24 protein-coding genes are annotated in these 25,969 nt (G+C 44.7%); 18 read left to right on the top strand and 6 right to left on the bottom strand.

Annotation, left to right across the window (positions count from 1 at the left end; all coding sequences use genetic code 11):
• Positions 1-31: 31 nt before the first annotated feature.
• From L4D79_RS14015 to L4D79_RS14005, 3 genes are all read right to left on the bottom strand, one after another.
• The gene (locus L4D79_RS14015; RefSeq protein WP_428652177.1) at positions 32-499 is read right to left on the bottom strand and encodes an ASCH domain-containing protein; all 468 of its coding nucleotides are present in this window, start codon (positions 497-499) and stop codon (positions 32-34) included.
• Between the two features lie 39 nt (positions 500-538).
• Positions 539-1,120: a LysE family translocator gene (locus tag L4D79_RS14010; protein ID WP_428652176.1), complete on the bottom strand. Its 582-nt coding sequence runs from the start codon at positions 1,118-1,120 to the stop codon at positions 539-541.
• A gap of 101 nt (positions 1,121-1,221) precedes the next feature.
• Positions 1,222-1,608 (bottom strand): tautomerase family protein, encoded by a 387-nt coding sequence (locus L4D79_RS14005; RefSeq protein WP_428652175.1) that lies wholly within the window; start codon positions 1,606-1,608, stop codon positions 1,222-1,224.
• A 283-nt stretch (positions 1,609-1,891) separates the two neighbouring features.
• Between L4D79_RS14005 and L4D79_RS14000 the strand changes: the two genes are divergently transcribed.
• Entirely contained in the window at positions 1,892-2,515 is a 624-nt protein-coding gene (locus tag L4D79_RS14000; RefSeq protein ID WP_428652174.1) for a thioredoxin domain-containing protein, read from the top strand.
• A 585-nt stretch (positions 2,516-3,100) separates the two neighbouring features.
• Positions 3,101-4,195, top strand: a complete 1,095-nt coding sequence (locus tag L4D79_RS13995) for a porin (RefSeq protein WP_428652173.1) — start codon at positions 3,101-3,103, stop codon at positions 4,193-4,195.
• 84 nt (positions 4,196-4,279) lie between these two features.
• Here the strand turns inward: L4D79_RS13995 and L4D79_RS13990 are convergent, their stop codons facing one another.
• Positions 4,280-4,969 carry a M15 family metallopeptidase gene (locus L4D79_RS13990; RefSeq protein WP_428652172.1) on the bottom strand — a complete coding sequence of 230 codons (690 nt, stop codon included), beginning with the start codon at positions 4,967-4,969 and terminating at the stop codon, positions 4,280-4,282.
• Between the two features lie 448 nt (positions 4,970-5,417).
• On the opposite strand from L4D79_RS13990, the gene L4D79_RS13985 reads away from it, so the two are divergent.
• The 3 genes from L4D79_RS13985 to L4D79_RS13975 all read left to right on the top strand — a co-directional run bounded on the left by L4D79_RS13985 (position 5,418) and on the right by L4D79_RS13975 (position 10,496).
• On the top strand, positions 5,418-7,568 hold the full coding sequence (locus tag L4D79_RS13985; RefSeq protein WP_428652171.1) for an adenosylcobalamin-dependent ribonucleoside-diphosphate reductase: 2,151 nt from the start codon (positions 5,418-5,420) through the stop codon (positions 7,566-7,568).
• Positions 7,569-7,586: 18 nt separating this feature from the next.
• Positions 7,587-8,276, top strand: a complete 690-nt coding sequence (locus L4D79_RS13980) for a TSCPD domain-containing protein (protein ID WP_428652170.1) — start codon at positions 7,587-7,589, stop codon at positions 8,274-8,276.
• A 279-nt stretch (positions 8,277-8,555) separates the two neighbouring features.
• Positions 8,556-10,496 (top strand): SMP-30/gluconolactonase/LRE family protein, encoded by a 1,941-nt coding sequence (locus L4D79_RS13975; protein ID WP_428652169.1) that lies wholly within the window; start codon positions 8,556-8,558, stop codon positions 10,494-10,496.
• A gap of 37 nt (positions 10,497-10,533) precedes the next feature.
• Here L4D79_RS13975 and L4D79_RS13970 read toward each other — a convergent pair whose 3' ends face one another.
• Positions 10,534-10,740, bottom strand: a complete 207-nt coding sequence (locus L4D79_RS13970) for a hypothetical protein (RefSeq protein ID WP_428652168.1) — start codon at positions 10,738-10,740, stop codon at positions 10,534-10,536.
• Between the two features lie 356 nt (positions 10,741-11,096).
• Between L4D79_RS13970 and L4D79_RS13965 the strand changes: the two genes are divergently transcribed.
• From L4D79_RS13965 to L4D79_RS13905, 13 genes are all read left to right on the top strand, one after another.
• Positions 11,097-13,646 carry an Ig-like domain-containing protein gene (locus tag L4D79_RS13965; RefSeq protein WP_428652167.1) on the top strand — a complete coding sequence of 850 codons (2,550 nt, stop codon included), beginning with the start codon at positions 11,097-11,099 and terminating at the stop codon, positions 13,644-13,646.
• Between the two features lie 245 nt (positions 13,647-13,891).
• Entirely contained in the window at positions 13,892-15,475 is a 1,584-nt protein-coding gene (locus tag L4D79_RS13960; protein WP_428652166.1) for a cytochrome ubiquinol oxidase subunit I, read from the top strand.
• A gap of 11 nt (positions 15,476-15,486) precedes the next feature.
• A complete protein-coding gene (gene cydB / locus L4D79_RS13955) occupies positions 15,487-16,623 on the top strand; it encodes a cytochrome d ubiquinol oxidase subunit II (RefSeq protein ID WP_428652165.1) in 1,137 nt (378 codons plus the stop codon).
• A gap of 12 nt (positions 16,624-16,635) precedes the next feature.
• Positions 16,636-16,740, top strand: a complete 105-nt coding sequence (locus L4D79_RS13950; protein ID WP_428652164.1) for a cytochrome bd oxidase small subunit, CydX/CbdX family — start codon at positions 16,636-16,638, stop codon at positions 16,738-16,740.
• 330 nt (positions 16,741-17,070) lie between these two features.
• Positions 17,071-18,027 (top strand): MBL fold metallo-hydrolase, encoded by a 957-nt coding sequence (locus tag L4D79_RS13945; protein WP_428652163.1) that lies wholly within the window; start codon positions 17,071-17,073, stop codon positions 18,025-18,027.
• Positions 18,017-18,343, top strand: coding sequence for a hypothetical protein (locus L4D79_RS13940; RefSeq protein WP_428652162.1), 327 nt, complete (start codon positions 18,017-18,019; stop codon positions 18,341-18,343). The genes L4D79_RS13945 and L4D79_RS13940 overlap by 11 nt, the downstream gene beginning before the upstream one ends.
• Entirely contained in the window at positions 18,331-19,152 is an 822-nt protein-coding gene (locus L4D79_RS13935; RefSeq protein ID WP_428652161.1) for an MbnB/TglH/ChrH family RiPP precursor modification enzyme, read from the top strand. The genes L4D79_RS13940 and L4D79_RS13935 overlap by 13 nt, the downstream gene beginning before the upstream one ends.
• A 67-nt stretch (positions 19,153-19,219) precedes the next feature.
• Positions 19,220-19,924 carry an HvfC/BufC family peptide modification chaperone gene (locus tag L4D79_RS13930; RefSeq protein ID WP_428652160.1) on the top strand — a complete coding sequence of 235 codons (705 nt, stop codon included), beginning with the start codon at positions 19,220-19,222 and terminating at the stop codon, positions 19,922-19,924.
• 41 nt (positions 19,925-19,965) lie between these two features.
• Entirely contained in the window at positions 19,966-20,559 is a 594-nt protein-coding gene (locus tag L4D79_RS13925) for an HvfX family Cu-binding RiPP maturation protein (protein ID WP_428652159.1), read from the top strand.
• 628 nt (positions 20,560-21,187) lie between these two features.
• Entirely contained in the window at positions 21,188-22,021 is an 834-nt protein-coding gene (locus L4D79_RS13920) for a DUF3100 domain-containing protein (protein WP_428652158.1), read from the top strand.
• Complete coding sequence (locus tag L4D79_RS13915) at positions 22,005-22,454, top strand: hypothetical protein (protein ID WP_428652157.1); 450 nt, start codon at positions 22,005-22,007, stop codon at positions 22,452-22,454. Before L4D79_RS13920 ends, L4D79_RS13915 begins: the two co-directional genes overlap by 17 nt.
• The gene (locus L4D79_RS13910; protein ID WP_428652156.1) at positions 22,454-23,632 is read left to right on the top strand and encodes a M20 metallopeptidase family protein; all 1,179 of its coding nucleotides are present in this window, start codon (positions 22,454-22,456) and stop codon (positions 23,630-23,632) included. Before L4D79_RS13915 ends, L4D79_RS13910 begins: the two co-directional genes overlap by 1 nt.
• Positions 23,633-23,945: 313 nt before the next feature.
• Entirely contained in the window at positions 23,946-25,208 is a 1,263-nt protein-coding gene (locus L4D79_RS13905; RefSeq protein ID WP_428652600.1) for an NADH:flavin oxidoreductase/NADH oxidase family protein, read from the top strand.
• Positions 25,209-25,230: 22 nt separating this feature from the next.
• Here the strand turns inward: L4D79_RS13905 and L4D79_RS13900 are convergent, their stop codons facing one another.
• Positions 25,231-25,896, bottom strand: coding sequence for a YoaK family protein (locus tag L4D79_RS13900; protein ID WP_428652155.1), 666 nt, complete (start codon positions 25,894-25,896; stop codon positions 25,231-25,233).
• Positions 25,897-25,969 lie beyond the last annotated feature (73 nt).

Here is a 25,969-nt window from a genome sequence, read left to right as displayed (position 1 = left end):
CGAGGTTCGCGGCTTGATCCGCTGATGTAGCTTATAGTGGATATACCTTCTCAAAGCGTTCCAACACCAAGTCGGACGACTCGGTAAACTCAATATCTAGACTGGCCGCATACTTTGTAAAGAACCTAATATGGGCTTCTCGCCACCACGGGTAAGACAGATCCCCCTCCCCTTCAAGAGTCGCAAACTCCGGGGTTACTTTATTAAAAGGGCAAATAGAGACGTCTGTCAGTTTGATGATACAGACCGGTTCTTGCGCCCAATTGAGCACAACAGATAAACGTCCGAGTTTCGGCAGCGCCTCATCCTCAGCATCATAACCCGCTTTCAAGCTACAGGATGCACGCTTAATACCCTGGTTGATTAACCTCGCACACTCATTAGCATTGTATTCATCGGCACAAAAATACTCAGCAATAACCTGTGGAATGGCATCGCGGTCGCTTTGCGTGAGAGTTGATAAATACTGCTCTAGAAAATCCATTTGTTTTATATCCATGTGCCCTTCTTATTAACCTTCATGCTGAACGACTTTCTCTCACCTCTGCTTCATCAAAGCGATCGCTAACCCAGAGGTTATAAACGTGGCACCCGCTCCTACATTTAAGCCAGAGACTATTTTCGGCTTGTTACTAAGCCAAAGGGTAAGTTGGGATGAGAAAACCCCCATCATGCTAAAACCAATAGCGGTCAACAGGGCAAACCACACACCATAAACAATCATCTGCGCGGTCACAGAGCCAAGTGCCGGATTAACAAACTGAGGAACAAAAGCCAGTACAAACATACCAGGCTTCGGGTTAAGAGCGGCAGAAAGGAACCCCGTTGAAAAGATGGTCTTTTTTGATTGCTTCTCAGCTCTTTTGAGAGAAAAAAGGCTCCTTGAACGTAATACTTTTATACCAAGCCAAATTAAATAACCCGCCCCAACCACTTTTACGATATAAAAAGCAACTTCAGAGGTTTGAATCAGCAATGTGAGTCCAAAGGTTGCCGCTAACACATGAAATAAAATACCGGCTCCAGAGGAGCACCCCGACACAATAGCCGCCACTTTACCTTGGCTTAATCCCCGCCCAACAGCGAGCAAGTTATCAGGCCCGGGAGAGATAACCAGCAACAAACACGCCAACGTATAAGCAGTGAACACTTCGAATGGGAACATAACACCTCCTTGATATTTATATCCCTACTTATTTATGAATAAGTTTACCGAGAGCGCTATACTTCCACTCGGTACTTAAGATCGGCTACCTCGTCACCTGTCATCCCACGAAAACCCCAGCAGTGTGCTGGCTGCTCCTTAATGATAATTTCGAGATCAACAGGACGTATTCCTAACTCTCTCCCCACTTCAGCGAACAGTGATTTAATCAATGCTTTCTTCGTATCCTCTTTACGCCCTTGCATCATATTAATTTCGATAACAGTGTAGGCATCACTTCGGCCACCGGGATAATAGAAGTCATCTTTGTCCATAGGAACGAAGCGTTGTGAGCGCTTATCGTTTGGCAGACCAAGCTCTCTGTTCATACATTCCTGTATAACATCAGAAAGCCTTGCTTTAATCGGGTTAAGGTTTTCCTTTATTCCATAAACTATAATCATGACAGTTCTTCATATCTAAGGCCATTTAAAGACCATAGTGATGGAATAGACTAACTTCTCAGCAACTTAGGCAAGAAATGTTGATATGACACGGGGAATACGCCCTTACAAATATGCAAATGAGTGAATTCCACCTCAATACCTCACTTTATCAAACGCTTGTTAAAGCAACAGGTAAGTTGAAATTTTCTTGCACTAGATACAACTAAATTGATTCTTGTTAGCGACCTACCGGCCATTTTCATCCATAATTACTTTTTTAATCTCCAATACAAAAATCAGTATGAATACGCTAACTAAAATCTTTGCCTCTACCCTCTTCCTTCTAGTGGCACTTACAGGGTGTAGTGAAAGTGAAACGCCTAAAGAAGGTGTGAAATACACTGTCGTTGCGACCCCAACGGAAGGCATTGCCGACGTTGTTGAAGTCTTTTCCCTTGGTTGTGGCCACTGCCGTAACATGGAATTGATGCTGCCAGAAATCAAAAAACTGGCTGAAGTTGATATCGACCAAGTACACGTAACGTTCAACGAAAGTGCGCAGTACGCCGCTTACCTCTACTACACAGCAGCAATTCAAAGTGAAGGTAAGCCATCACCTGAATTGAAGGAAGCATTGTTTGGTTTTGTTCAAGATCAAGCTGCTGACTTGGATGAAGAAGGTCGCAAGAACAAGTTGGATGAAATCTTCAGCCAATATGATCTTGTTAGCCCGTTTGAGCTAAACGATGAGCAAAAAGAACTTGTTTACCAGCAAATGACCAATGCCAACCAGCTTGAGCAAAACGCACAAATCACTGGCGTGCCTGCTTTCTTGGTAAAAGGTAAATACCTTGTACAAAATGGTGCACACGACAGCTTGGAAGACTTGGCGAACACCATCCGTTTTCTATCAGAAAAGCAATAAAACTGACACGAAAGGGCTAACTATCCAGTTGGCCCTTTAGCGACTCTCTCTGCCTCCCCCACCAGCCATTGAACAATCGCCCCCACATTTCCATACATCCATACACCTGCATACTTATAGTCTTCGACACATGTCGATAGACATCAATACCCTCTCAATGAGTTCACTTTCTTGAAAGTCGTTCCCTCGACTGTATCCACTCGGCAAGCAATCCCATCACCTCAATACTCCACCTATAAAGCTCTAGACGCTGAATTTCACCACCAATCATTCGTGAAACGTCGCTTAAATCACCGAATGAATCACCAACTTCAATAGCAAAAAATTCTAAAACTCAATATCTGAAAAAATAACTTTAATCCCTCGCTGCCGTATTTACATTCTAGTCGCTTAACCACCCTATCAACGGTGTAACAAATGTAAACTTTGAGATTTTTATCCAAATAAAATCAGATGGTTACATATAAATTATTCTTTAACCTCACCACCTTAAGATCATTTCACTGTTACTACACGGAACTAAGTAATAAAACATAAAACAAGCACTTACGAGGTGCTTCTCACTATAAAATTAGGAATTAAGAAATGAACAAAAAGCTAATTGCCCTAGCAGTGGCTACTGCTGCGGCAGCATCATCGTCTGTACATGCATTGGAAGTTTATAACGATGGTACTAACACCTTCTCAGTAGGTGGTCGTTTGGCGGCAAGCGCACGTTTCTCTGATGGTGACTCTGAACTTCGTAACCAATCTTCTCGTATTAACTTCGGCTATACCCATGCGCTAGAAAGTGGCTGGGATATCGGCACCCGTGCTGAGTGGGCATACGATGCACTGGCAAACAGTTCCGAAGGCAGCCATATCTCAAACCGTCTTGGCTACGTTACCGCTGATAACGAAGATTTTGGTAACTTCACTATAGGTAAAGCATGGTCTGTTCACTACGACGTAACCGGTAAAACGGACCTGTTCTGGATTTATGGGGGTGATACCGCTGGTAACTACGACGGTATCTCCGGCGATGGTGGTGTACATGGTACAGGCCGTGCGGATGACGTTATCCAGTACCGCAACAACTTCTACGGTGTTCAGGTAGGGCTTCAGTACCAATTCCAAGATAGCTCCCTAGGTCTTGATGACGAAAATAATAAAACAGGCTACGATCGTGACTATGGCTACCAGGCAATGGCTGGCTATGACTTTGATACAGGTATGGGTATCCTCGGTCTAAGCGGTGTTTACGGCGAGACCAAGTTCGACGACCGTGAAGACGCCAAGGTGGCGAATGCCGTTCTTTCCTACGAGTACAACGGCTTGAACTTGGCGGCGAACTACGGTGAATTCCGTAACCACCAAAGCGAAACGTCAAATGACGCATTCAAGAAATCTAACTTCAGTAGCAGCAGTGTGACTGCCGATGGCATGCTCAAGTCTACAACAGGTGTAGAAGTATTCGGTTCTTACGATATCAATCAATTCCAGATTCTAGGTGGCTACAACCTTCTTGAAGATGACAACTCTAAAGCGAAATTCGCATATGCTACCGTAGGTGCAGCATATTTCACCGGCCCAATTATCCTAGCAGCAGAGTACAAAATCGATACGAGCAGCAAAACGGATACTGGTGCGAATGCCAAGCTTGAGAACGAACTAGGCTTGCTAGTACGTTACAACTTCTAAAGTACTAACTCGCTAACTTGTGTTCATTCTGTCGAATTGATTTGACGTATTTTACGTTTCGGGTACCAGGAAGGTGCCCCTTTTTTACTTCACCGCAAAAGTAAAATACGTTTCTGGATGCGGCTCATCAATCAGTGTGAAATGCCACCACTCTTCTTTTAACGCTTTAAAACTATTCTTAAGCATTATGGTTTGCAATAGCATTCTATTAGCCCTTTGCTGAGCCGTGCTTTTCGGCGAGCTGGGCCAAGAGGCTTTACCGAAATAATCCCAGCCGGTCCCCATATCCAGCTCTTCGCCACTTGCAAGATCAATCAAGGTAAGATCAACAGTACTCCCTCTTGAATGACCCGACTTTTCGGCAATATAGCCATCTCGGAATAAGTTTTTCTTCTCAACGGTCGGGTAATATTTCGCTTTCATACGTGTATCGGACAAGTCTTCAGCCCAGCGCACAAAATGATCAACGGCAGGCTGTGGCCGATAGGCGTCAAACACTTTTATACCCAGACCAAAAGACCTCAATGCTTGCTGCACATCAGCCAACGCTTGCGCGGTTTTCTGGGTACTTATTGCCTTAGCGGCTGTATAACCATCAATTCGTTCACCGACAAAATTATCGCTGCTGAAATATCGGATATCGACCACAATGCTTGAGTCAACTTGCTGAATATCAACAAAGCCCTCAGGCAATGACCTGGCGACTGAGTATGAACTCACAAGTACTGTTAGCACCAGAGAAAAAATGAAAGTAAAAGACGTCCTGTTTGGCATACGCTGTCCTCATACGATTGTCACTACAACTGTAGTGGAACAGCCGCCTCCTGTTTTTTATCGTCATCTTTTTTAGATCAAGCCATAATTTTCATGTAATACGACGTTTTGTTGCATTGTGTTTACTCCACCGCGTTGGCTTTAAAATCAACACGCTAGAGAAATTTCACTCAAGGTGAAATTAACACTCGTCGAGCGATTCGATCACATTTCACCAAGTTCCTTTACAACCAATCCATCTATAAAAAAGGCTGCTATTAACGATTGGTTACAAAGACCGATAATCGGCTTGTCAAGACTTGAAGATCTGCTGGGTTAGTGGTTTGATCTGCGCCTTGCTGAGTTTCACCCACCATGCTCAACTGGGTGAGTAAGCTATATATAGGGTAGCTAACCCTTTTTTTTAGCAAGCAGCAACACAATATGATAACAGTAAGGTGCATTCATAATGGCGAAATCCCCAACCGCTTCGGAAGTCTCTCAAGCCGTCGATATCGAGTACCAATCCACTTCAATGGAAATTTGGGACAGTAAGTATCGTTTGAAATCAAAGCACGGAGAAGCTATTGATGTCACGCTTGACGACACTTTCAAACGCGTTGCCCGCGCATTGGCAGAACTAGAAGAAGATGACGCTAAAGATCATTGGTATAACGAATTTCTTTGGGCACTCCGTAACGGGGCAATTCCTGCTGGACGTATAACGTCAAATGCAGGCGCATTCGAGCACAAACCTGCAACGTCTACCATTAACTGTACCGTATCTGGCACCATTGAAGACTCAATGGACGATATTCTGGGTAAAGTGCATGAAGCAGGCCTAACCCTAAAAGCGGGCTGCGGTATCGGCTATGACTTCTCTACCCTACGTCCGCGCGGTGCTTTTGTCTCTGGTGCAGGCGCATACACATCTGGCCCACTTTCGTTCATGGATATCTATGACAAGATGTGTTTCACCGTCTCTTCTGCCGGAGGCCGCCGCGGTGCGCAAATGGGCACCATGGATATCCGCCACCCAGATGTCATCGAATTTATTCGCGCCAAGCGAGAAGATGGCCGCTTGCGCCAGTTCAACCTGTCACTGCTGATCAACGAAGACTTCATCGAAGCTGTTAAGAACGATGCACCTTGGCAACTTATTTTTCCTATTACGGCGAAAGAAGCGAAGCAAGACAAGCTTGATCTGAACAACGATGACAGCATTGCCTGGGCTGACTGGCCAAGCAAAGATAACTTGGTTGAAGACGCTGAAGGCCGTGTTGCATGTAAAATCTACCGCACGCTGCCTGCCCGTAACCTGTGGAATGTCATTATGACCTCCACTTACGACTATGCTGAACCCGGCTTTATTCTTATTGATAAAGTGAACCAAATGAATAATAACTGGTTCTGTGAAGAGATCCGCGCAACAAACCCATGTGGTGAGCAACCACTACCGCCTTACGGTGCTTGCTTGCTTGGTTCAGTCAACCTAACTAAGTTTGTCCGTGAACCTTTCACTGATAGTGCGCATTTCGACTGGGATGCCTACCGTAAGGTTGTCGCTGTCTTTACCCGCATGCTAGATAACGTGGTCGAAATCAACCAGCTTCCACTTGAGAAGCAACGCCACGAGATCACCAACAAGCGCCGTCACGGTATGGGCTTTCTGGGTTTGGGTTCAACCACGACCATGCTCAAGCATAAATACGGCAGTGCAGCCTCTGTTGCCTTTACCGAGCAAGTCGCGCAAGAAATGGCGATCACCGGCTGGAAAGAAGGCCTAAAGCTCGCGAAAGAAAAAGGGGTAGCGCCAGTGATGGAGGAAGAGTTCGAAATCACTGCTAAGATGCTACGTCTACGCCCTGAGATGGCAAATGACGGTATTAAAGTCGGCGACAAGGTGAAAGGTAAAGTCCTTCACGCTAAATACAGCCGTTACATGCAGCAAGTCGGCGAAATAGAGCCTAAGCTGGTTGACGATCTCGCTAAGCATGGCTGCCGATTCACTCACCATAGTTCAATTGCACCTACAGGCACTATCTCCCTGTCTCTGGCCAACAACGCCAGTAACGGTATTGAGCCAAGCTTTGCGCATCACTATACCCGTAACGTGATTGTACCGGGCAAGAAGACCAAAGAAAGTGTCGACGTTTACAGCTTCGAGTTGTTGGCGTACCGCAAGCTGATCAACAAAAAGGCGATGCCTTACACTACCGATGAGGCATGCCAGCTACCTGAGTACTTCATTACTGCTGATGACATCACGCCAAGCCAGCACGTAGAAGTACAGGCTGCCGCACAGCGCTGGATTGACTCTTCCATCTCGAAGACGGCAAACGTACCGACTGACTTCCCGTTTGAAGACTTCAAAGACATCTACATGGATGCCTATGACAAGGGCCTGAAAGGTTGTACGACCTTCCGTTTCAATCCAGAGGTCTTCCAAGGCGTATTGGTGAAAGAGAAAGATCTCGAAAACACCACCTATGTTTTCACCCTTGAAGATGGCTCGACGTTTGAGGCCAAGGGTAATGAACAAATCGAATACGATGGCGAAACGCATTCAGCAGCAAACCTTTATGATGCCTTGAAAGAAGGCTACTACGGTAAATTTTAAGGTATAGGTTAAAGACAAATGACAAAGAAAATCGACGGCAAAATTGTTGCCTTCAAAGTAAAAAGTAAAGAACAAGAAACTGTTCAAGCTGCGCCAGTTGTACCTGAATATGAAGTACAGCACATGCATGAAGACATGCCGCGCCCAGATAAACTGCTTGGTACCACTTACAAGCTGAAAACACCAGAGCATATCTCTGAACATTCTCTGTTTATCACAGTGAATGACGTTGTGCTTAATGAAGGGACTGAGCATGAAGTCCGCCGCCCTTTCGAAGTGTTCATCAACTCCAAGAGTTTGGAACACTTCCAGTGGATTGTTGCGCTTACCCGCATCATGTCAGCGGTATTCCGTAAAGGTGGTGACTGCACCTTCTTGGTTGAAGAGCTTCGTTCAGTATTTGACCCACGAGGTGGCTACTGGAACAAAGGGAAATATGTACCTTCATTGATTGCTGAGATTGGCAATGTGATTGAACAGCACCTCACCGAAATCGGTATGCTGGGCAAACCAGAAGTTGACGAGCACCAACAGGCATTCCTTGATGCCAAGAAGGCAGAGCTTGAAGGTAAGAAGGTAGAAGCCGAAGAGGAATCTGGTAGCTTCCCACCAAGTGCGACACTTTGTTACAAGTGCCATAACAAGGCCGTGATCATCAAAGATGGTTGCCAAACCTGTTTGAACTGTGGTGACTCTAAGTGTGGCTAACTCTTAGCTCATAAAGACCTCAAGAAAGCCGCCACCTGGCGGCTTTCTTTTTTCTTAAGTTTTAAAATAAACTAAAATCTAATATGATTTTCTTATAAGAAACACAAGTTTCTAGATAATTAACCATTAATAAACTAATGGCAAAGATTAATGACAATTTTTTATTGTATTTAATTTCAGTTAGCTATGAGCTTTGTAGTATTTTTTTATTTATGTCAATAAATTAAGACTTTTTAATATATCTATGCTTTTTACTCCACAACAATAAGAGTGAAAGTCATGGCTATTTCATATAAAACCCTAACTAAAGTAGCCCTTGGGGTTAGCCTTGGATTGGCAGCAAATACGTACGCAATATCTCCGCCGGAAAACCAGCTGTTACCACCAGCGAAGACAGCAAACCTTTATGCGCTAGAAGTTGATTGTGAGTGTATATTACAAATCACACCCGAAAAAGAAATCACAGAAAAAATAACTGAATATGATATTTTACAAGTTCTCAATGAATCTGGAGCAATGTTTGATGACATAAGCTTCAGTAGTAAAGCCATTGTAGCCCTACCGGACGGTTCAATCATTTTTGGTGTAGAAGCCTCTCAACCTTATATCGGTGATGAAGACTTTTTATTAAAGCAAGATCCGTATGGTGAACTGTCCATTCTCATCGACTCTCAGGACGCTAGAGATGTCAACGATAATGTTGCCCCTGATTTCGAAGGCCTTGTCATGGGTATTGATGGCCAACTATACGTAGGGGATGATGGCAGTGATGACGTATTGAAGGTTAATCCCGTCACCGGAGATGTCTATCGTTTTGCCAAAAAAGAAGATTTCGAAGCACTGGGTGATGGTTTTATTTTTGATATCCAACCCGCCATATCAGCAGACGAACGGTATATCTATCTAGCCTCTGACGACACCCCAAATATTGTCTACCGAATTCCTTATATGTATGGGTATAGTGACCCTGAAATATTTGCTAGCGGTCCTGGTGTTGATCCCTTTGATCTTTCCAAAGATAACACTATATATGTTATTAATGATAAAACTAACCCCTACCCTTCTTACGAAAGATATTATCCAGGTAATTACTACGCGCCGTATAAACCCGCTAACATATCAGGAACCTTTAAGCTGACCTTTGAAGAAGATGAAGGGTATTACCCACCACAGAAAACCACCCCACCGATTCCATGGGATGCAACACCAGCGCAATTAGCTCAGATCATCCAGCAAACATTGTATGTGCCTGCCAAAGTTGAAGGTCGCGGAACAATTGGTACTCCTTGGGTATTTAATGACCCAGAAGGCTACCGCCTGATCAGTATTAACTCCTACAACCTTTCCTATGCAGAAGCACAATTAATAAAAGAAAATAGCCCAAGTGAAAACACTTCACCCAAAGAAGCCGTCGAGGGTCAAAACCATATCGAAGCTTTAGGAACAGATGCATATTATGGAAAAATAAAATTTAATGTGGTTGTCAAGGCAGCCAGTGGAAGTTCGTTCAGCGGCAACCCGGATGTTGAAATTGGCTATGTCACATTAAATGTTGGAGATAGCCCCGAAGATGTCAAAAATGAATTAGTTAGCAAAACGCATCTGAATAAAGATGACGTTCAAGTAAAAGGTACAGGTACGATTAAATCACCTTGGGTGTTTATCTTTGGTGGTGACTTCAAAAACAACGAAGTAGAGTTCAACATCACCAATGGCTACTACGACACAATCAAACCAAAAGACATACTGACCGGTACATTAAAAGATGCTCGAGCCTTCGATGACCCTGATGGGTTTATGACCAGAAAAGATAACGGTGATATTACCCTTGCTGATGATTCAAGTGCCCACTTCATCTATAACATCGACAAAAAAGGTAATGTTAAAACCTTAGTTACCGAGTGGGAACTGATCGTTAAAAACAATGGCCAAGTCGATATGGAAGGCGGATTAGCCTACGACGATGAAGGTAACCTTTACGCAAGTAACCATAACAATGCTCAAGGTGATGGTTCGAACTACCAGGGGGGCAACGTCTTCAAGATAACCCCATACGGTAAGATAACTATTTGGATTGATGCTCAAGATGTTATTGATGAAACATATGGTGACTTAGGGGATGTCCAAATTGAAGGCATCGCCTTTGAACATGGTATCAAGAATAACGGTGAGCCAGACTACCCTTACTATTTGCTTCCAACACCACCGAGTTACCCATAATTAACCACCAAAACCAAAGTCATGACACTTGGCTTAACTAATCATAGAAAGCTACCGATGGTAGCTTTCTTTTATTGGCATGATCCACCGTTAATTTCGTCGCCCCTCCCATTCCTAATTCTTTTCCTATCCCTCTCGCTTCCACTAACGAGCCATGAACATTAAAAGTCATAATGTCAAAATACTGGCAGCCCAAAGCATTCATCAAAGAAATAACAAAAACAGTTAACATAAGCAGTGGCATTATTTATTCCGATATCTATTAATAATTATACATTTTAAACTAGCGATTGCAGAAAACAGACTCATACCCGAAAGAAATAGCATTCATATCGTTATATCTAAGTACTTTGAACACAAAAAATGATTACTTACTGGTAGAACCAGAATATTACAACAAATGACAGGCAATTATATTCTTGGGAGCAGATCACAACAACAACCGATAATATTTATGCAAGTATTATTACAGCTTAATTTTGCTTCCACTTAATGACAAAAAGGTATAAATATATCATTCAAGACATCGATAATATTTAAATTGCATTATTAAAAATTTAGACAACAGGTAAATAATCCAACCATTAAAAAGGATTTACAATGAAAAAAATACCCCTTGTAGGCATTATAGCCTCCTTGTTATCGCCCCATGTTTTCGCTACAGAATACGACTGCTCAGGTCTAGAAGTTTGGAATAGTGATACTGCCTATAGCGGTGGTGCCAACGTTCAGCACCTAAACCATGCTTATCTTGCCAATTGGTGGTCGCGAGGTAGTGCCCCCGATGAGTTTTCTGGTCAATATCAAGAATGGAGTTTACTCGGACAATGTGAAACCGGTGCGCCGCAGCCACCAACTATTAATATAACTTCCCCTCAAGGTGGCGGCCAATTTGTTTTAGATAAGACCATTTTACTGGCTGCCGAAGTAAATAGTAAAAACTCGGAGATCAAAGCAGTTGAGTTTTTGGCGAATGGCGAATCTGTCGCCATTATTAAACAAGAGCCCTTCTCGACCCAGTGGACACCAACCCAACTCGGTCAGACAGTTATTACAGTAAAAGCGACCAATATCGACAACATGACTGAATCCAGTCTGGTAAATATCGTCATTGTCGACAGCGATGTTGCTTTACCTCCAGAAGTGAGCTTAACCTCACCAGGCTCAGGTAGCACGTTCGATGAAGGTGACATAGTGACTTTCTCTGCTGATGCCAGCAGTGAGCACAGCAGTATCGAACGGGTTGAGTTTTACCTAAATAATACCCTTGTCGGAAATGATACCACTGCCCCCTACGAGCACCGCTGGACCTCAACTGCAGGTAGCCACGCCGTCTATGCACAAGCGGTTGACAACAACCAACAGAGCACCAAAACAGAATCTGTCAGCTTTACCGTCAACGGCAATCAACCGGGCGGTAGCTGTAAAGATCTCCCTGCCTATAATGAAGGGGAAAGTTATACGCAAGGCCAGCTCGTCACTAACAACGACAACCAGTATAGTTGTCAGATCCCAGGCTGGTGTGGTGGCGCAGCCTGGGCTTACGAGCCGGGAATTGGTGCGCACTGGGAAGATGCCTGGAAGTTTGAAGGAGACTGCGGCACGGCTCCTGAGCTCAGTTTTACATCACCAGCAGCAGGCGAAACGCTATTAGCCGGCATTCCAACCCACTTAATTGTCAAGGCAACGGCCGGTGACTTCGATATTGCTAAAGTGCAGTTCTTTGTCGACAGCCAGTTAATCGGTAATGGCATTGCCGATGGCAATCATTACCAGCTTGAGTGGACCCCAGTCAATACTGGTAGTGTTGCGCTCAAGGCCATCGCCACAGATACTGACAATGCTGAGGGTGAGACTGCCCAGCAAGTGACCGTCACCGACCAAGCTTTGGTCGTTGAGCTGACAAAACCGACCGCAGGTACTCGCTTTAGCATTGGTGCTCCAGTAGAAATGACAGCAGATGCTAAATCCTTCCAATCAGATATCAACCAAGTTGAGTTTCTGGTGAATGGTAAAGTGGTTGCCACCGATCAACAGGCGCCTTATACAGCGACGTGGAGTTCTGAAGCCGCCGGTGATTACCAAGCCCAAGCAAAAGCGATTGATAGCAGTGGCAATGAGGAGCTCTCAAGTGCTGTTCCGTTCAGCGTAACATTATCGACCGAGAATAAGCACAAGCTTGTCGGCTATTGGCACAACTTCGTGAACGGTTCAGTCTGCCCAATGAACCTGAGCGATATCCCAACAGAGTGGGATGTAATAGATATTGCCTTTGCTGATACTAGCCACTCAGCTCCCGGAACCAACTACTTCAACCTGTTCTCAGGCGATGGCGGCTGTCCTGCCATTGATGCAGTGCGCTTCAAGCAAGACATTCAGGCGCTACAAGCTGATGGCCGCAAAGTCGTGCTATCACTGGGCGGGGCTGAGGGGACAATCATCCTCAACAACGATGCCTCAGAGCAAGCCTTCGTAGACAGTCTGACGGCCATTGTTCAAGAATGGGGATTTGATGGCTTGGATGTGGACTACGAAAGCGGCTCAGGGCTCGTTAACGGTTCAGAGATTCAAAAGCGCCTACCGCGCGCATTGCGTAGTATCCAAGATAAGCTGGGCAGGGATTTATACCTCACCATGGCCCCAGAGCATCCTTATGTTCAGGGTGGCTATGTCAGCATCGCTAACGGAAGTGTATGGGGAGCATACCTACCGGTGATCGACGAGACCCGCGATATGCTTGATTTACTGCATGTTCAGCTCTACAACAACGGTGGATTGGAGCACCCATATGGTGGAACAGCTCCTGCAGGCTCTGTCGATATGATGGTTGCCGCCCAAAAAATGCTCATTGAAGGCTTCCAAACTGCCTATGGCAACGGCCCGAACTTTGCGCCACTTCGAGACGATCAAGTCTCGATTGGCCTGCCATCGGGTGCAAAAGCGGCAGGCAGCGGCCAAGCAACCATTGAAGATACGAATAAGGCTCTAGATTGCTTGGTGCTAGGTACAAACTGCAGCACTGTTGTACCTTCAACGCGTTACGATAACTTTGGTGGTGTGATGTACTGGTCAATCAACTGGGACGAATACTATAAACGTGCCTATTCGCAGGGTGTTGGTGCGAAGTTAAGCGAATTGAATCACCGCTAACGCTCTATCCGATTTGATACCGAGTAAGAAAGCTACTTTTGTAGCTTTCTTTTTTCTCCCGTTACGTATTTACCCCTCTCCTCAGCACCGCGTTAAGGTGTACTTAACCCGTAATTATATATGTTTGACTACCCTTAACCTGAAGTCAGCATTACCATTCCTCCGCTCTATCTGTCGCTCAACAAATAGAACAAACCCAAAACTATAAAGAATATTCCGTCAATCAGCCTGGCGGGGAGGAAATCATGCTCAACGAAGTAGCCGAACTATCGCGGATACAGTTCGCCACGACGGCGCTGTACCATTTTATTTTCGTGCCCTTAACCATAGGGCTAGTCGTATTGCTGGCAATCATGGAAACCATGTATGTCATTACAGGCCAGCAAATATACAAAGACATGACCAAATTCTGGGGGAAATTATTCGGGATTAACTTTGCGATTGGTGTTGCTACCGGCCTCACCATGGAGTTCCAGTTCGGGACGAACTGGTCATATTACTCCCATTATGTCGGGGATATTTTTGGTGCACCACTCGCTATCGAAGCACTTGTTGCATTCTTCTTAGAGTCGACCCTTGTCGGTCTTTTCTTCTTCGGTTGGGACAGGCTATCCAAGCGCCAGCATTTAGCTATCACTTGGCTCACAGCCCTGGGGTCGAACTTTTCCGGCCTATGGATTTTGATGGCCAACGGCTGGATGCAAAATCCGGTCGGTGCAGAGTTCAATTTTGAAACCATGCGCATGGAAATGACCGACTTTGTCGAAGTCGTTTTCAACCCAGTCACTCAAGTTAAATTCTTGCACACGGTCGCCGGCGGTTACACGACAGGCGCTATGTTTGTTATGGCCATCAGTGCCTTCTACCTGCTAAAACGACGTGATATCACCTTCGCTCGCCGCTCATTTGCGGTTGCCGCGGCATTCGGCCTGACCGCTATCCTAGGTACATTGCTACTGGGTGATGAGTCTGGTTACGAACTTGGTGACGTACAGCAAGTCAAACTGGCAGCGATTGAGGCCGAATGGCATACCGAAGAAGCGCCTGCCTCCTTCACCCTGTTTGGCTTCCCTAACCAAGAAACCAAGGAAACCGACTACGCCATTAAGATCCCTTACCTTATGGGCATCATTGCAACCCGCTCGTTTGACGAACAAGTCATGGGTATCGATGACCTGATGAAGCAAAACGAGGCTAGGATCCGCAATGGTATGGTTGCCTATGGCCTACTGGAGAAACTGCGTAGCGGATTCCACACCCAGGACGATATCCAAGCCTTCAACGAAGTTAAAAAAGATCTCGGTTATGGGTTACTGCTGAAGTCTTATACCAACTCTGTGGTCGATGCGACCGAAGCACAGATCAAGCAAGCAACCGAAGACACTATCCCGCAAGTTGCACCACTATTCTGGAGCTTCAGGATTATGGTTGGTTGCGGCATGCTGATGGTTATGCTGTTTGCCTTGGCAACATGGTATAGCTGTCGTGAGTCCCTGCCGCAGAAAAGATGGTTGCTCAAACTGGCCCTTATCTCGATGCCACTGCCATGGATTGCGAGCCAAGCGGGTTGGATTGTCGCTGAATACGGCCGCCAGCCTTGGGCCGTTGGTGAAGTACTGCCGGTTAATATGGCAGCCTCCCAGCTTGAACCTGGCCAGATCATGCTTTCCATCGCCATGGTTTACGTGCTGTACACCATATTCCTGATCATTGAATCATTCCTGATGGTCCGCTACGCCAAACTTGGGCCAAGTGCTCTCAAAACAGGTCGTTACCACTTTGAGAACCAGTCCGAAGACCGAGCGCTGACTTCAGCAACTAGCCACTAAGGAATGTTATTATGATTGATTACGAAACACTGCGATGCCTCGCCTGGGTGATTGTTGGCCTGTTGCTTATTGGCTTCGCTGTCACCGATGGCTTCGATATGGGGGTCAGTATTCTGCTCCCTGTCCTAGGGAGAAATGAAACCGATCGCCGCATCATGATCAACTCCGTCGGCCCTCACTGGGACGGTAACCAAGTTTGGTTGGTTACCGCTGGCGGTGCTATCTTCGCCGTATGGCCTCTGGTCTACGCGGTCTCTTTCTCTGGGTTTTATTTCGCGATGCTCCTTGCCCTGGCATCGTTATGGCTACGCCCGCTAGGCTTTGATTACCGCTCAAAGATCGATAGCCCAGTCTGGCGTGAGGTTTGCGACAAGGCCTTGGTTGTCGGTGGTTTGATTCCGACTATCATTTTTGGCGTCGCCTTCGGTAACTTAATGCAAGGTGTTCCATTTGTATTAAATGACCTGCTGATGACAAGCTACAAAGGCAGCTTCTGGGGACTTCTGAACCCATTTGCCCTGCTATGTGGTTTACTTAGCCTCAGCATGATTCTGACCCAAGGCACGACATGGCTACAAATGAAAACCACCGGCTCTCTACATACCAGAGCCTGTGCATTGAGTGAGTTGTCGGCCATTGTCACAGCAGCACTCTATGTCATCGCAGGAATTTGGGCTTACAACCTAGACGGTTACCAAATTACCAGTGCGATAGCCACAGATGCAGCAGCTAACCCACTGAACAAAGAGGTTATCACTGTAGCCCACGGCTTGTTCCAGAACTTCAACCACTATCCGGTTCTTTGGATCATTCCGGCACTGGCAGTGATTGCACCGATCTTTACAGCGCTATCAGCGAAAAAACAAAAAGACGGTACTGCATTCGCGCTGTCGAGCATAACGGTGACCAGTATCATACTGACTGCGGGTATCGCACTATTCCCGTTCATCATTCCATCGAGTATCAACCCATCTCACAGCCTGACAATATGGGATGCAACCTCGAGTGAAAAGACGCTGGGAATTGTTGCGTTGATATCAGTCATCATGGTGCCCGTCATTCTCGGCTACACCTTGTGGTGCTATCGCAAAATGTTCGGCCGTATTGACAAGAATTACATCGAAGAGAATAAAACAACTTTGTATTAAGGAGCATCTATTATGTGGTATGCAGCCTGGGTTATTGGTTTGGCTTTCGCCAGCTACATCGGAATTCAAAACGGATTCCGTATGGAACGCAATGAGCGAAACTGGAAAAAAGACTAATACTTTAAAAAGTATGAGTGTCAACATAGCGTGAGTTCATGCTCTATAAATAAAACTCGGTAATATTTTATAGAAAGAACATTCATGCTGAATAAAAAACTCGCCTTTTGGCGAGTTTTTTATTTTTTCAGCCAACAGAAAATCATATCGGTATTAGCAAACTCAATGAATGTGAAACAGATTAAGGAGATGTTAACGGGCAATTAAATACAATCAAATATACTTAATAACCCATATCTCTTATCTTAGCCCCACGCTTTGACCAGCATCAATAAAACCACACTTATTGTATGTCTACACAAAGCCATGTTGAACTAAAAGGTATGCGCTATGAAATTTAAACTGAAAACACTGCTTGTTGCGACAGGTTTATCTATTGCTTCAAGTATGTCTTACGCCATTCCCCTTAAACCGCTAGATACTGATTTTACCCTACAATTACTTGGCTCGGGAGGCCCTATTACCGATGATGTACGCGCATCTTCAGGTGAAGTGATCTGGTGGAAGGGTAAATCCAAAATCCTTATCGATGCCGGTGCAGGCGTTTACTTACGCTTCGGACAATCAGGTTCGCGCATGGAAGAGCTGGACTTCCTGGGCGTGACGCACTTCCACACCGACCACGTGACTGATTTGCCAGCTCTGCTAAAAGGTGGCTACTTCTTCGACCGTTCTTCAACTCTGGCAATTGCGGGCCCAACAGGAGAAGGGGCTTTTCCTAGCCTAACCAACTACATGGATGCCCAATTCAACCATGACTCCGGCGCATATGCTTACCTAAACGGTATTTATGACGGCAGCGATGGCTTGTTCCCTGTATCAATCCAAGACGTGGACTTCCACAAAAAAACGGGCACAAAAGTCTACGAAGATGATGGCCTAACTATTTACGCCCAAGGGATCCCACACGGTGACGTACCGACTGTCGCCTACCGTATCGAATCTGACAAAGGCGTTATGGTGATCTCAGCTGACCAAAACGGCACCGATGAAAGCTTTATCGAATTTGCTAAAGGGGCTGACATGCTGGTGATGCCAATGGCCATCGATGAAAACGCAGATGCAATCTCTGCATTTATGCATGCTACCCCTTCGGCTGTCGGCAAAATCGCCCAGGCGGTGAACCCTAAAATGTTGGTTCTTAACCACTGGATGGGCCGAGGCTTAGCATTAAAAGATGAAGATATCGAGATTGTTAAAAAATACTACAGCGGCCCAGTTTTCGCTGGTCGCGATCTATCAAGTTACCCAATGAGTTCTATTACGGAGCAAAGCAATGAACAATAAAATCGCCCTTTCTATCGCAATGACATCTGTACTGGCTTTAAATACTGCCGCAGTGCAAGCTTCTCCTCAGGACAGTGCTACTAATGCGAGCAAGCCAGTAGTAAGCGCACCCAGCAGCAACAACGGCGGTAAGTGTGCCAGTGGTAAATGTGGTACTGAAAAAATCTTCGCTAAAGTTGAGCTTAACTCAGACCCACAAGACAAACTCGTTCGATCGCGTGATGGTAAATGTGGCATATCAGGCCAAGGCTTAGCGCCAGCAAAAGCCAATGTCGCTCAACCAGGCAAATGTGCGGGTGGGTTATGCGGACAATAACACCTTTATCTAAAGGGATTGGTCTTCGCAACGAGCATATGGATATTCTTTGCCAACAACCGAGCCATGATGGGATTGATTTTCTCGAATTGGCACCGGAAAACTGGATGAATATTGGTGGCGTTAAACAACAAGCACTTGAGTGTATCGCAGAAAAATACCCTCTCGTTGCACATGGTTTAAGTTTATCTATTGGTGACGCACAACCGCTGAATATAGATTTCATTAAACAAGTTGGCGGTTTTCTCGACCGCTACAATATCGATATCTATAGTGAGCATTTAAGTTTTTCTCGTGATCAAAACGGCTATCTCTACGATCTTTTGCCGATACCAAGACACAAAGAAAACCTGATGTATTTATCAGATCGCATAAACACCGTGCAAGATATATTGCAGCGTCCTTTGGTACTGGAAAATATATCTTATTACTACAACTATCCGGATGAAATGCCAGAAGCAGAGTTTTTTTCCTTGTTAGTTGAAAAAACAAACTGCGAGCTTTTATTAGATATTAATAACGCTTATGTCAATGCTAACAATCATCAGTACGATGCTTTAGAGATGATTAAGGGCCTGCCATCTGAAGCCATTTGTTATTTTCATATTGCAGGACACCTTAAGCAAGATGACAACTCTTTACTGGATACCCATGGTAAAGAAGTCACTAAAGATGTCATAGACCTTGCAAAAAGCGTTATAGATTATCACGGACCTAGAGCAATGCTATTAGAACGAGATCATTTTGTCCCCTCGCTAGAAGATCTAACGCAAGAGCTAAACAATATTCATCGTTGTGCAATGGCGTAAATAAGCGAGTAACACTGAAGTAAAAGAGATCAATATGCACTGTCCACCCAATAATATGAAAGTATTAATGCAAACATTTGCTGATGGTGTGCGTCATATAAACGCCCCTAAGGTAAAAAGTATTGCGCAATATCATGACTTGGTAAAAGGTAATGTCAGCAGTGTGATCAGCCAAACATTTCCTTTGTTCAGTCAATATGCGTCTGAACCTGCACTGGAAGTATGGTGTCGTGACTTTTTGCACAATAGCCAAGCGTTGGAGCCTGAGTTCCACCATATAGCAACCGAATTTGTTCGATTCATGCAGTCAGGAAATCATGCTTTAGAGCCGAAACTCATCGCCTTACTGGAATATGAGTGGGTTATTTTCAATGCAGAAATAAATACAGAGGTTGTTCCAGTCACAACAGTGGCAGGTTCAGATATTTCATCACAAAGCATGTTGTCAAACTGTGATATTGAGATAAACCCAACACTGCAGCTTATAGAAGTCCCGTTTAACGTTTCAAACAATGATATTCAATTTATCAATGAACATGAGTCACTAGTTGCTTACGCCGTATATAGAAATTCGTCGCACCAAGTTCTGTCTCAACCATTGAATATTAACGATAGATTGTTACTGGCAGTACTTTGCCAAAATCAACGGCTTTCTTTTGACTATCTGTGTTCTCATTTAAGTACCAACATATCAACAGAACAGATTATTAATTGGATTCAGCACTTCCATCAAACAGAGCTGATTAGCGCTAACGTCACTAAAAAACAGTGAAAGCCCAATAATACTCTTAATAACTTATCAGGAGATCTACCATGATCCGAAAAATCACAGCCTTCTTTGATGGCATTTTCGAAAAATGTAAACGCTTTGACTTTATTGCCCTACTAGGTTGCCGCTTATTTCTATTACCAGTGATCTATGAAGGCGCTCATTCAAAGGTCATGGGTTTCAGCGGTACTGTCGAATTCTTCGCCTCACCAAAAGCTGAAGGTGGCTTGAACCTACCCTTTCCTGAGTTATTAGCCTTTTTAGCCACAGCCACTGAAGTCTCTGGTTTAATTTGTATCGCACTAGGGCTATTTACTCGCTTAATCTCCATTCCAATGATGGTGGTGATGACAGTCGCAAGTGCCATGGTGCACTGGAGCCACGGTTGGTTGGCAATTGCTTCAAACGACATGGAATCAGCAGCTCGTTTCAACAACTTCATTGTGTGGCTAGCTGAAAACTTCCCAGGCCGTTATAACTACATTACTGAACTTGGCGACCCGGTGATCCTCAATAACGGTATGGAATTCTCAATTACTTACTTCGTGATGTTGCTTGTCCTGTTCTTCTTCGGTGGTGGCCGTTATGTCAGCGCAGATTACTGGCTTCGTAAAGCTATCAACAAAAGTAATAAATAATAAAATAAAAATACAGTCAGCATAAGAAAGGAAGCCGTTGCAGAGCAACGGCTTTTGTTTAGGTAACGAAAGTCGCAATGAATCGTTTTCATAATATCCATAAATTATTTTGATACGCTTTTGTTTTCAGATTAAATCCCGCCATTACTTCCAGCCTCCGTTACATACCTATTTATGTCCTGGTAATAAATAATGTTATTGAATTAATCAGTATGCCTCTAAATTTTTCAACATGATTCATTTAATTAAATGCACAATATTTGACTAACATCAACTCTCTAACGCTGGCCTTTATGGGCTTAGATAACGTTTATATCAAGCGTCTAATATTAAGCCCGTTTTGTTTTAAAAAAGTAAACAAAACGAGCAAGAAAAGGTTACAACTAAATTAATTTAATGAAACCCAGCACTATAACCTTAATTTTAGTGTTGATTTTACGTTAAGGTATAATGCTTTACGCATCATATGTTCATCAACATAGTAGCCCTTGTTACCATTTGGTTTAAGTGCAAAAAAAAACAAATAAGTAATAACTTTTAAGTCTCATCAAAGGCGACTTATCTCACACTTTATATTTCTACTAACAGTAATATCAGCATCGAAAAATAACTAACAAGGTAGACACCTATGAGTAATCGCTCACCTATTAAAGTAGTTGCAATAACAACTATTATAGCGATGGCTGTAATATTCATTGCACAAGTTGTTATAGGCACAAAGTCCATATCAATTGGTGAAATAAATATTGCTATATTACCAATGCTATTTGCAGTAACCATCGGAATGGTTATTTCTTTGAATCCTGTACGAAATAAAATTAGCGCCTGGGGAAAAACGTTCACAGAAGAGGAAGAATCATTTTCATCTAAAATGGTTGGCTTCTGCTTGCTGGTTCTCGGCACGCAATATGCGGGTATGATCATCCCGAACCTCGACATCATTATTGATGCCGGTATTCCACTGATCTTCCAAGAGCTTGGCAACCTACTACCCATTCTGATCGCTATCCCGCTCGCAGTTAAATTTGGCATGGGACGTGAAGCTATCGGTGCATGTTCATCGATCAGCCGTGAACCGTCAATTGCGGTTATTCAGGGTAAATATGGTACAGGCACCAAAGAATACATTGGGGTATTAGCAATTTATCTGTGTGGTTCTGTCATCGGTACATTGTGGTTCAGTGTTCTTGGTAGTGTTGGTCCGCTAACAGGTATCCATCCTCTTGCTCTTGCAGCAGGTACCGGTGTAGGTAGTGGCTCTATGCTAAGTGCCGCATCAGGTTCGCTAGTAAGCAGCTTATCACCAGAAATGGCCCAGCAAGCACTAAGTATTGCAGCGGCATCTAACCTTCTTTCATCTGTATTAGGGGCACTATCGCTAACATTCATCGGTATCCCACTAGCAGAATTCGTTTACAAAATTTGTCAGAAAAAAGAGGTGCAAAATGCAGTCGGTGCTTAATGATATGAAGTTTGTGTTCCTGGCTCTTTTGCTAGCCATGTTCACACAAACGCTAACGTCTGGGATCAGCTTCTTTAATATGTGGGACAGCTTCATCGCAATGTCGATTGTGGTGTTTCTATCTCTGGTGGCAAAGAACTACATTAAGTCACCGCTACCGACTTTTGCTTATGCGACTATCATCGGTATTTTGATTTGTTTACCAGAAACGGCCGTAAGAACTTTCTTCCTAGATTCAATCGGTAAAGTTCAGTTCTTGTCTTGTACGGTTCCGTTGCTCGCTTTCGCAGGTTTATCTGTTGGCGGGAAGATGGAAGAGCTGAAAAAGCTATCTTGGAAAGTCATAGTACTCTTCCTTGTTGTATCAACTAGCTGTTTCCTTGGCGCATCATTAATTGCACAAGTCGGCTTCTCCATGAAAGGGATTATCTAATGCTGTCTCGCTTTAACTTTGATAATAAGCTACTTGAACTATCAACATTCAGCATCAATGCACGCCAAGAGCTGCATCAGATCCCTGAGCTGTCGGGTGAAGAGTACAAAACATCGGCGTACTGCCAAAACATCATGAGTGAGTGTGGCTATTCAATCACGACTTATGAGGGTTACACCGGTTTTATTGCTGATTTGATTGTTGATGAGTCTTTCAACATGGTTGCATTCCGTGCTGATATGGATGCCCTTGAAATGGATGACCTGACCGACAACGAATTTACCTCGCAGCACGCTGGTAGAGCTCATAACTGTGGCCATGATGTCCATATGGCAACAGCACTGACAGCAGCAAAATACCTGTCATCCTACACCACTGAGTTGAAGCACAACGTTCGTTTTATCTTCCAAATGGCTGAAGAAGATATGCGTGTTGATGGTGCCAACAAGATGGTCGAACTTGGCTGCATGGACGGTGTGAGTGAAGTCTATGCCTTGCACAACGACGCTGCTCTAGAATGTGGCTCTGTGAGTATCACCAACGGAATTATGTCATCTTACGGTAGTGCCTGGACCTTAGATATCGAAGGTAAATCTGCCCACGGCTCAACCCCGCACAAAGGCCTTGATGCCATTCGCGAAGGTGCCCGTATTGTTGAAGACATGGACTACATTGTTGCTAAGCAAACCAATCCGTTTTCACCAGCAGTCTTTGTCTGCGGTATGTTCAATGGCGGGACAGTACCCAATGCGGTCGCAGCCAATGTGCAAGCTCGCGGTACCATTCGTTCTATGGACAGTGAAACAGATGAGGTTCTGCGCGCTAGCTTTGAATCCATCGTGGCTCAAAGCAAGTTACGTGGTTTCAATACGGCCATGACGTACTGCGGTTATCCTGCAATCATTAACCATCCTGATGCTTACCAGCGTGTGGTACAGGCAGCAGGTGAGGTTGTACCTAACGATATGATGAATATCAACGGATCTCCGATGACGGGCAGTGAAGACTTTAGCTACATGGTCAATGCGACAACTGATAAGCGCGGTGCGTTCTTCTTCTTGGGCTCAGGTAACAAAGAACAAGGGATTTGTAACTACCTTCACTCTAACCCTTATTATGTTGATGAGCATGCCCCGCTTGTTGGCGCACAAATTTTCATTAACCTTGCGACCCGCTAGTTGATGGCCATTTCGTGATAACTCTTTACCAGTGACTATTTACTAGTGGCTATTTAGAAAAACCTACTTGCAATAAAAAAGGTCTGGCGTAACTGCGCCAGACCTTTTTCTTTTCGTCTCTGCTACCTAGCCCCCTCCCATACCACCAGCGCATATCCCATCGAAAAACGTGATCGCAATTTAAGATAATACGACGTTGAGTGTATCTAGCCATCACATAGAATGATATAAAAGTACGATCGTTCTTATTTTATCCCCTGACGACATAGCTGATAAGGAAACACTGATGGCGCACACTGACTTACAACCAGGCATGGATACATTCACCACGCCATCGCTTGACAGCCCTTTTACACTGGCAAATGGCACTGCAATTAAAAATCGCCTGTTCAAATCAGCAATGAGTGAACAGTTAGGCGACACTTTCCATAACCCTCGACCAGGGTTAGTTACGCTTTACCGCCGCTGGGCTCAAGGTGGGATTGGCCTATCAATCACCGGAAACATTATGATTGATCGCCATGCGTTAGGTGAGCCTAAGAATGTCGTCTTGGATGAACAAAGTGACTTGACCATCTTCAAGCAGTGGGCTGAAGCTGGCAAACAAAACGGGGGGCACATCTGGCCCCAACTCAACCACCCGGGAAAACAAATCCCAAGCTTTTTGTCCAAGGAGCCCGTAGCCCCATCCGCTATCTCTTTATCGAGAGGGTTAGAGAAAGGCTTCAATACTCCTAGAGCACTAACCGAAAATGAAATACTCGCCATCATCAAAAAATTTGCCACTAGCGCTAAGTTAGCAAAAAATGCGGGCTTTACCGGGGTTCAAATTCACGGTGCACATGGTTATTTGGTTAGCCAGTTCTTATCTCCTCGACATAACCAGCGCGATGACCAGTGGGGCGGCAGTCTTGCCAACCGTATGCGTTTTGTTCTTGAGGTGTATAAGGCAATTCGTGAACAGGTAGGCTGTGATTTCCCTATTGGCATCAAGTTAAACAGTGCCGATTTTATGAAAGGCGGATTTTCTGAGGAAGACTCAATGCAAGTTGTTCAATCATTGGCTGATGCCGGTATTGATTTGATTGAAATCTCAGGCGGCACCTATGAAAGTCCTTCAATGATGGGCAGTAAAAAAAGCAATAAAACAGATAACAAAATCAAACAAAGCACGATTCAACGTGAAGCCTATTTCCTCGAATACATGGAGAAAGTTCGTAAACTGGTAAATACCCCATTAGTCGTCACCGGTGGCTTCCGAAGTGCGCCAGCCATGGCAGAAGCACTTGAAAGCGGCGCGACAGATTTCATTGGGTTGGCACGAACAACAGCCGTCGATGCAGAATTCCCCAATAAACTATTGGCGGACAATCAATACAGCATGCCACTGGCTAATCCAACTACAGGTAACAAGGCCATGGACAGCTTAGGTATGTTGAGTATTACTTGGTATGAACAGCAATTGTGGCGCATGGCGAAAGGGGTTGATCCTAAACCCAATTTGAATGCTTGGGGCGTTGTCTTCAAGACACTGGCAAATGCAGGTATATATGCCTTTAGAAAACGCCGCGTTTAAGGTCATTTTAGTCAACCATGATCTAGTGCACTTTCTGCCTACGTAACATCAGCATATAGCCAATACTGGCGCACAGGACAATCGTTGCCGGTAGCAACATAGCCACCATGCCGACAATGTTGAGCAACTTTGCACCAATATATGCACCGGCACTGAAAGCGAACAGAATGCTCCCCTGCATGACGAGCTGCGGCAAATTCAAGGCTCGTCGGCTGATCATATGCCCCAATGCAGCCCCTAAATCAGAGACGATTCCGGTAAGGTGTGTGGTACGAATAACAGATCCGCTGTAGGTTGCAATCATTGCATTCTGAAGGCCACAAGCAAATGACGCGAGCAATTCACCGGTCATTTTGTGATGATAGAAATAGTATGTCGCAGCAAACAGCACCATAGCTTCGATAAACAGTGCGGTGCCATAGCTACGCCCCAGCCTGAGAGCTTCGTTGTGAATAATCATCCCTGATGTTACTGCCCCTAAAAAGAAACAGCCGACAATACTCAAGAGATAAAGGGATGCATTGTAGTTATCAACCGTAATTGCACTCATGGCTTGGGTAATTGTACCGGTGACATGTGAAACGGCATTATTGGCAAAAGTCAGCAATGCCATGGCGTTAATCGCACCAGCACTGAATGCAAGCATGATAGCGCCCAGCAATATCCAGGACGGAATACGAGTAACCATAAGTTCAACCAAGCGAAGTAAGAGAGGCGAAAGCATAAAATTCTAGCACGAAACCGATGTTAGAGCTTGGCAT

This window comes from Photobacterium satsumensis, from assembly GCF_050336935.1.
Lineage (GTDB): Bacteria > Pseudomonadota > Gammaproteobacteria > Enterobacterales > Vibrionaceae > Photobacterium > Photobacterium satsumensis.
The sequence above is the reverse complement of the archived record's forward strand: the minus strand, read 5'-3'. Positions and strand labels throughout refer to the sequence as shown.

What these genes read in the sequence shown, in the direction of transcription:
- L4D79_RS14015 (WP_428652177.1), bottom strand. Translation starts at nt 499, where the DNA reads ATGGATATAAAACAAATGGATTTTCTAGAGCAGTATTTATCAACTCTC.
- L4D79_RS14005 (WP_428652175.1), bottom strand. Translation starts at nt 1,608, where the DNA reads ATGATTATAGTTTATGGAATAAAGGAAAACCTTAACCCGATTAAAGCA.
- L4D79_RS14000 (WP_428652174.1), top strand. Translation starts at nt 1,892, where the DNA reads ATGAATACGCTAACTAAAATCTTTGCCTCTACCCTCTTCCTTCTAGTG.
- L4D79_RS13995 (WP_428652173.1), top strand. Translation starts at nt 3,101, where the DNA reads ATGAACAAAAAGCTAATTGCCCTAGCAGTGGCTACTGCTGCGGCAGCA.
- L4D79_RS13990 (WP_428652172.1), bottom strand. Translation starts at nt 4,969, where the DNA reads ATGCCAAACAGGACGTCTTTTACTTTCATTTTTTCTCTGGTGCTAACA.
- L4D79_RS13985 (WP_428652171.1), top strand. Translation starts at nt 5,418, where the DNA reads ATGGCGAAATCCCCAACCGCTTCGGAAGTCTCTCAAGCCGTCGATATC.
- L4D79_RS13980 (WP_428652170.1), top strand. Translation starts at nt 7,587, where the DNA reads ATGACAAAGAAAATCGACGGCAAAATTGTTGCCTTCAAAGTAAAAAGT.
- L4D79_RS13975 (WP_428652169.1), top strand. Translation starts at nt 8,556, where the DNA reads ATGGCTATTTCATATAAAACCCTAACTAAAGTAGCCCTTGGGGTTAGC.
- L4D79_RS13970 (WP_428652168.1), bottom strand. Translation starts at nt 10,740, where the DNA reads ATGCCACTGCTTATGTTAACTGTTTTTGTTATTTCTTTGATGAATGCT.
- L4D79_RS13965 (WP_428652167.1), top strand. Translation starts at nt 11,097, where the DNA reads ATGAAAAAAATACCCCTTGTAGGCATTATAGCCTCCTTGTTATCGCCC.
- L4D79_RS13960 (WP_428652166.1), top strand. Translation starts at nt 13,892, where the DNA reads ATGCTCAACGAAGTAGCCGAACTATCGCGGATACAGTTCGCCACGACG.
- cydB (WP_428652165.1), top strand. Translation starts at nt 15,487, where the DNA reads ATGATTGATTACGAAACACTGCGATGCCTCGCCTGGGTGATTGTTGGC.
- L4D79_RS13950 (WP_428652164.1), top strand. Translation starts at nt 16,636, where the DNA reads ATGTGGTATGCAGCCTGGGTTATTGGTTTGGCTTTCGCCAGCTACATC.
- L4D79_RS13945 (WP_428652163.1), top strand. Translation starts at nt 17,071, where the DNA reads ATGAAATTTAAACTGAAAACACTGCTTGTTGCGACAGGTTTATCTATT.
- L4D79_RS13940 (WP_428652162.1), top strand. Translation starts at nt 18,017, where the DNA reads ATGAACAATAAAATCGCCCTTTCTATCGCAATGACATCTGTACTGGCT.
- L4D79_RS13935 (WP_428652161.1), top strand. Translation starts at nt 18,331, where the DNA reads ATGCGGACAATAACACCTTTATCTAAAGGGATTGGTCTTCGCAACGAG.
- L4D79_RS13930 (WP_428652160.1), top strand. Translation starts at nt 19,220, where the DNA reads ATGCAAACATTTGCTGATGGTGTGCGTCATATAAACGCCCCTAAGGTA.
- L4D79_RS13925 (WP_428652159.1), top strand. Translation starts at nt 19,966, where the DNA reads ATGATCCGAAAAATCACAGCCTTCTTTGATGGCATTTTCGAAAAATGT.
- L4D79_RS13920 (WP_428652158.1), top strand. Translation starts at nt 21,188, where the DNA reads ATGAGTAATCGCTCACCTATTAAAGTAGTTGCAATAACAACTATTATA.
- L4D79_RS13915 (WP_428652157.1), top strand. Translation starts at nt 22,005, where the DNA reads ATGCAGTCGGTGCTTAATGATATGAAGTTTGTGTTCCTGGCTCTTTTG.
- L4D79_RS13910 (WP_428652156.1), top strand. Translation starts at nt 22,454, where the DNA reads ATGCTGTCTCGCTTTAACTTTGATAATAAGCTACTTGAACTATCAACA.
- L4D79_RS13905 (WP_428652600.1), top strand. Translation starts at nt 23,946, where the DNA reads ATGGATACATTCACCACGCCATCGCTTGACAGCCCTTTTACACTGGCA.
- L4D79_RS13900 (WP_428652155.1), bottom strand. Translation starts at nt 25,896, where the DNA reads ATGGTTACTCGTATTCCGTCCTGGATATTGCTGGGCGCTATCATGCTT.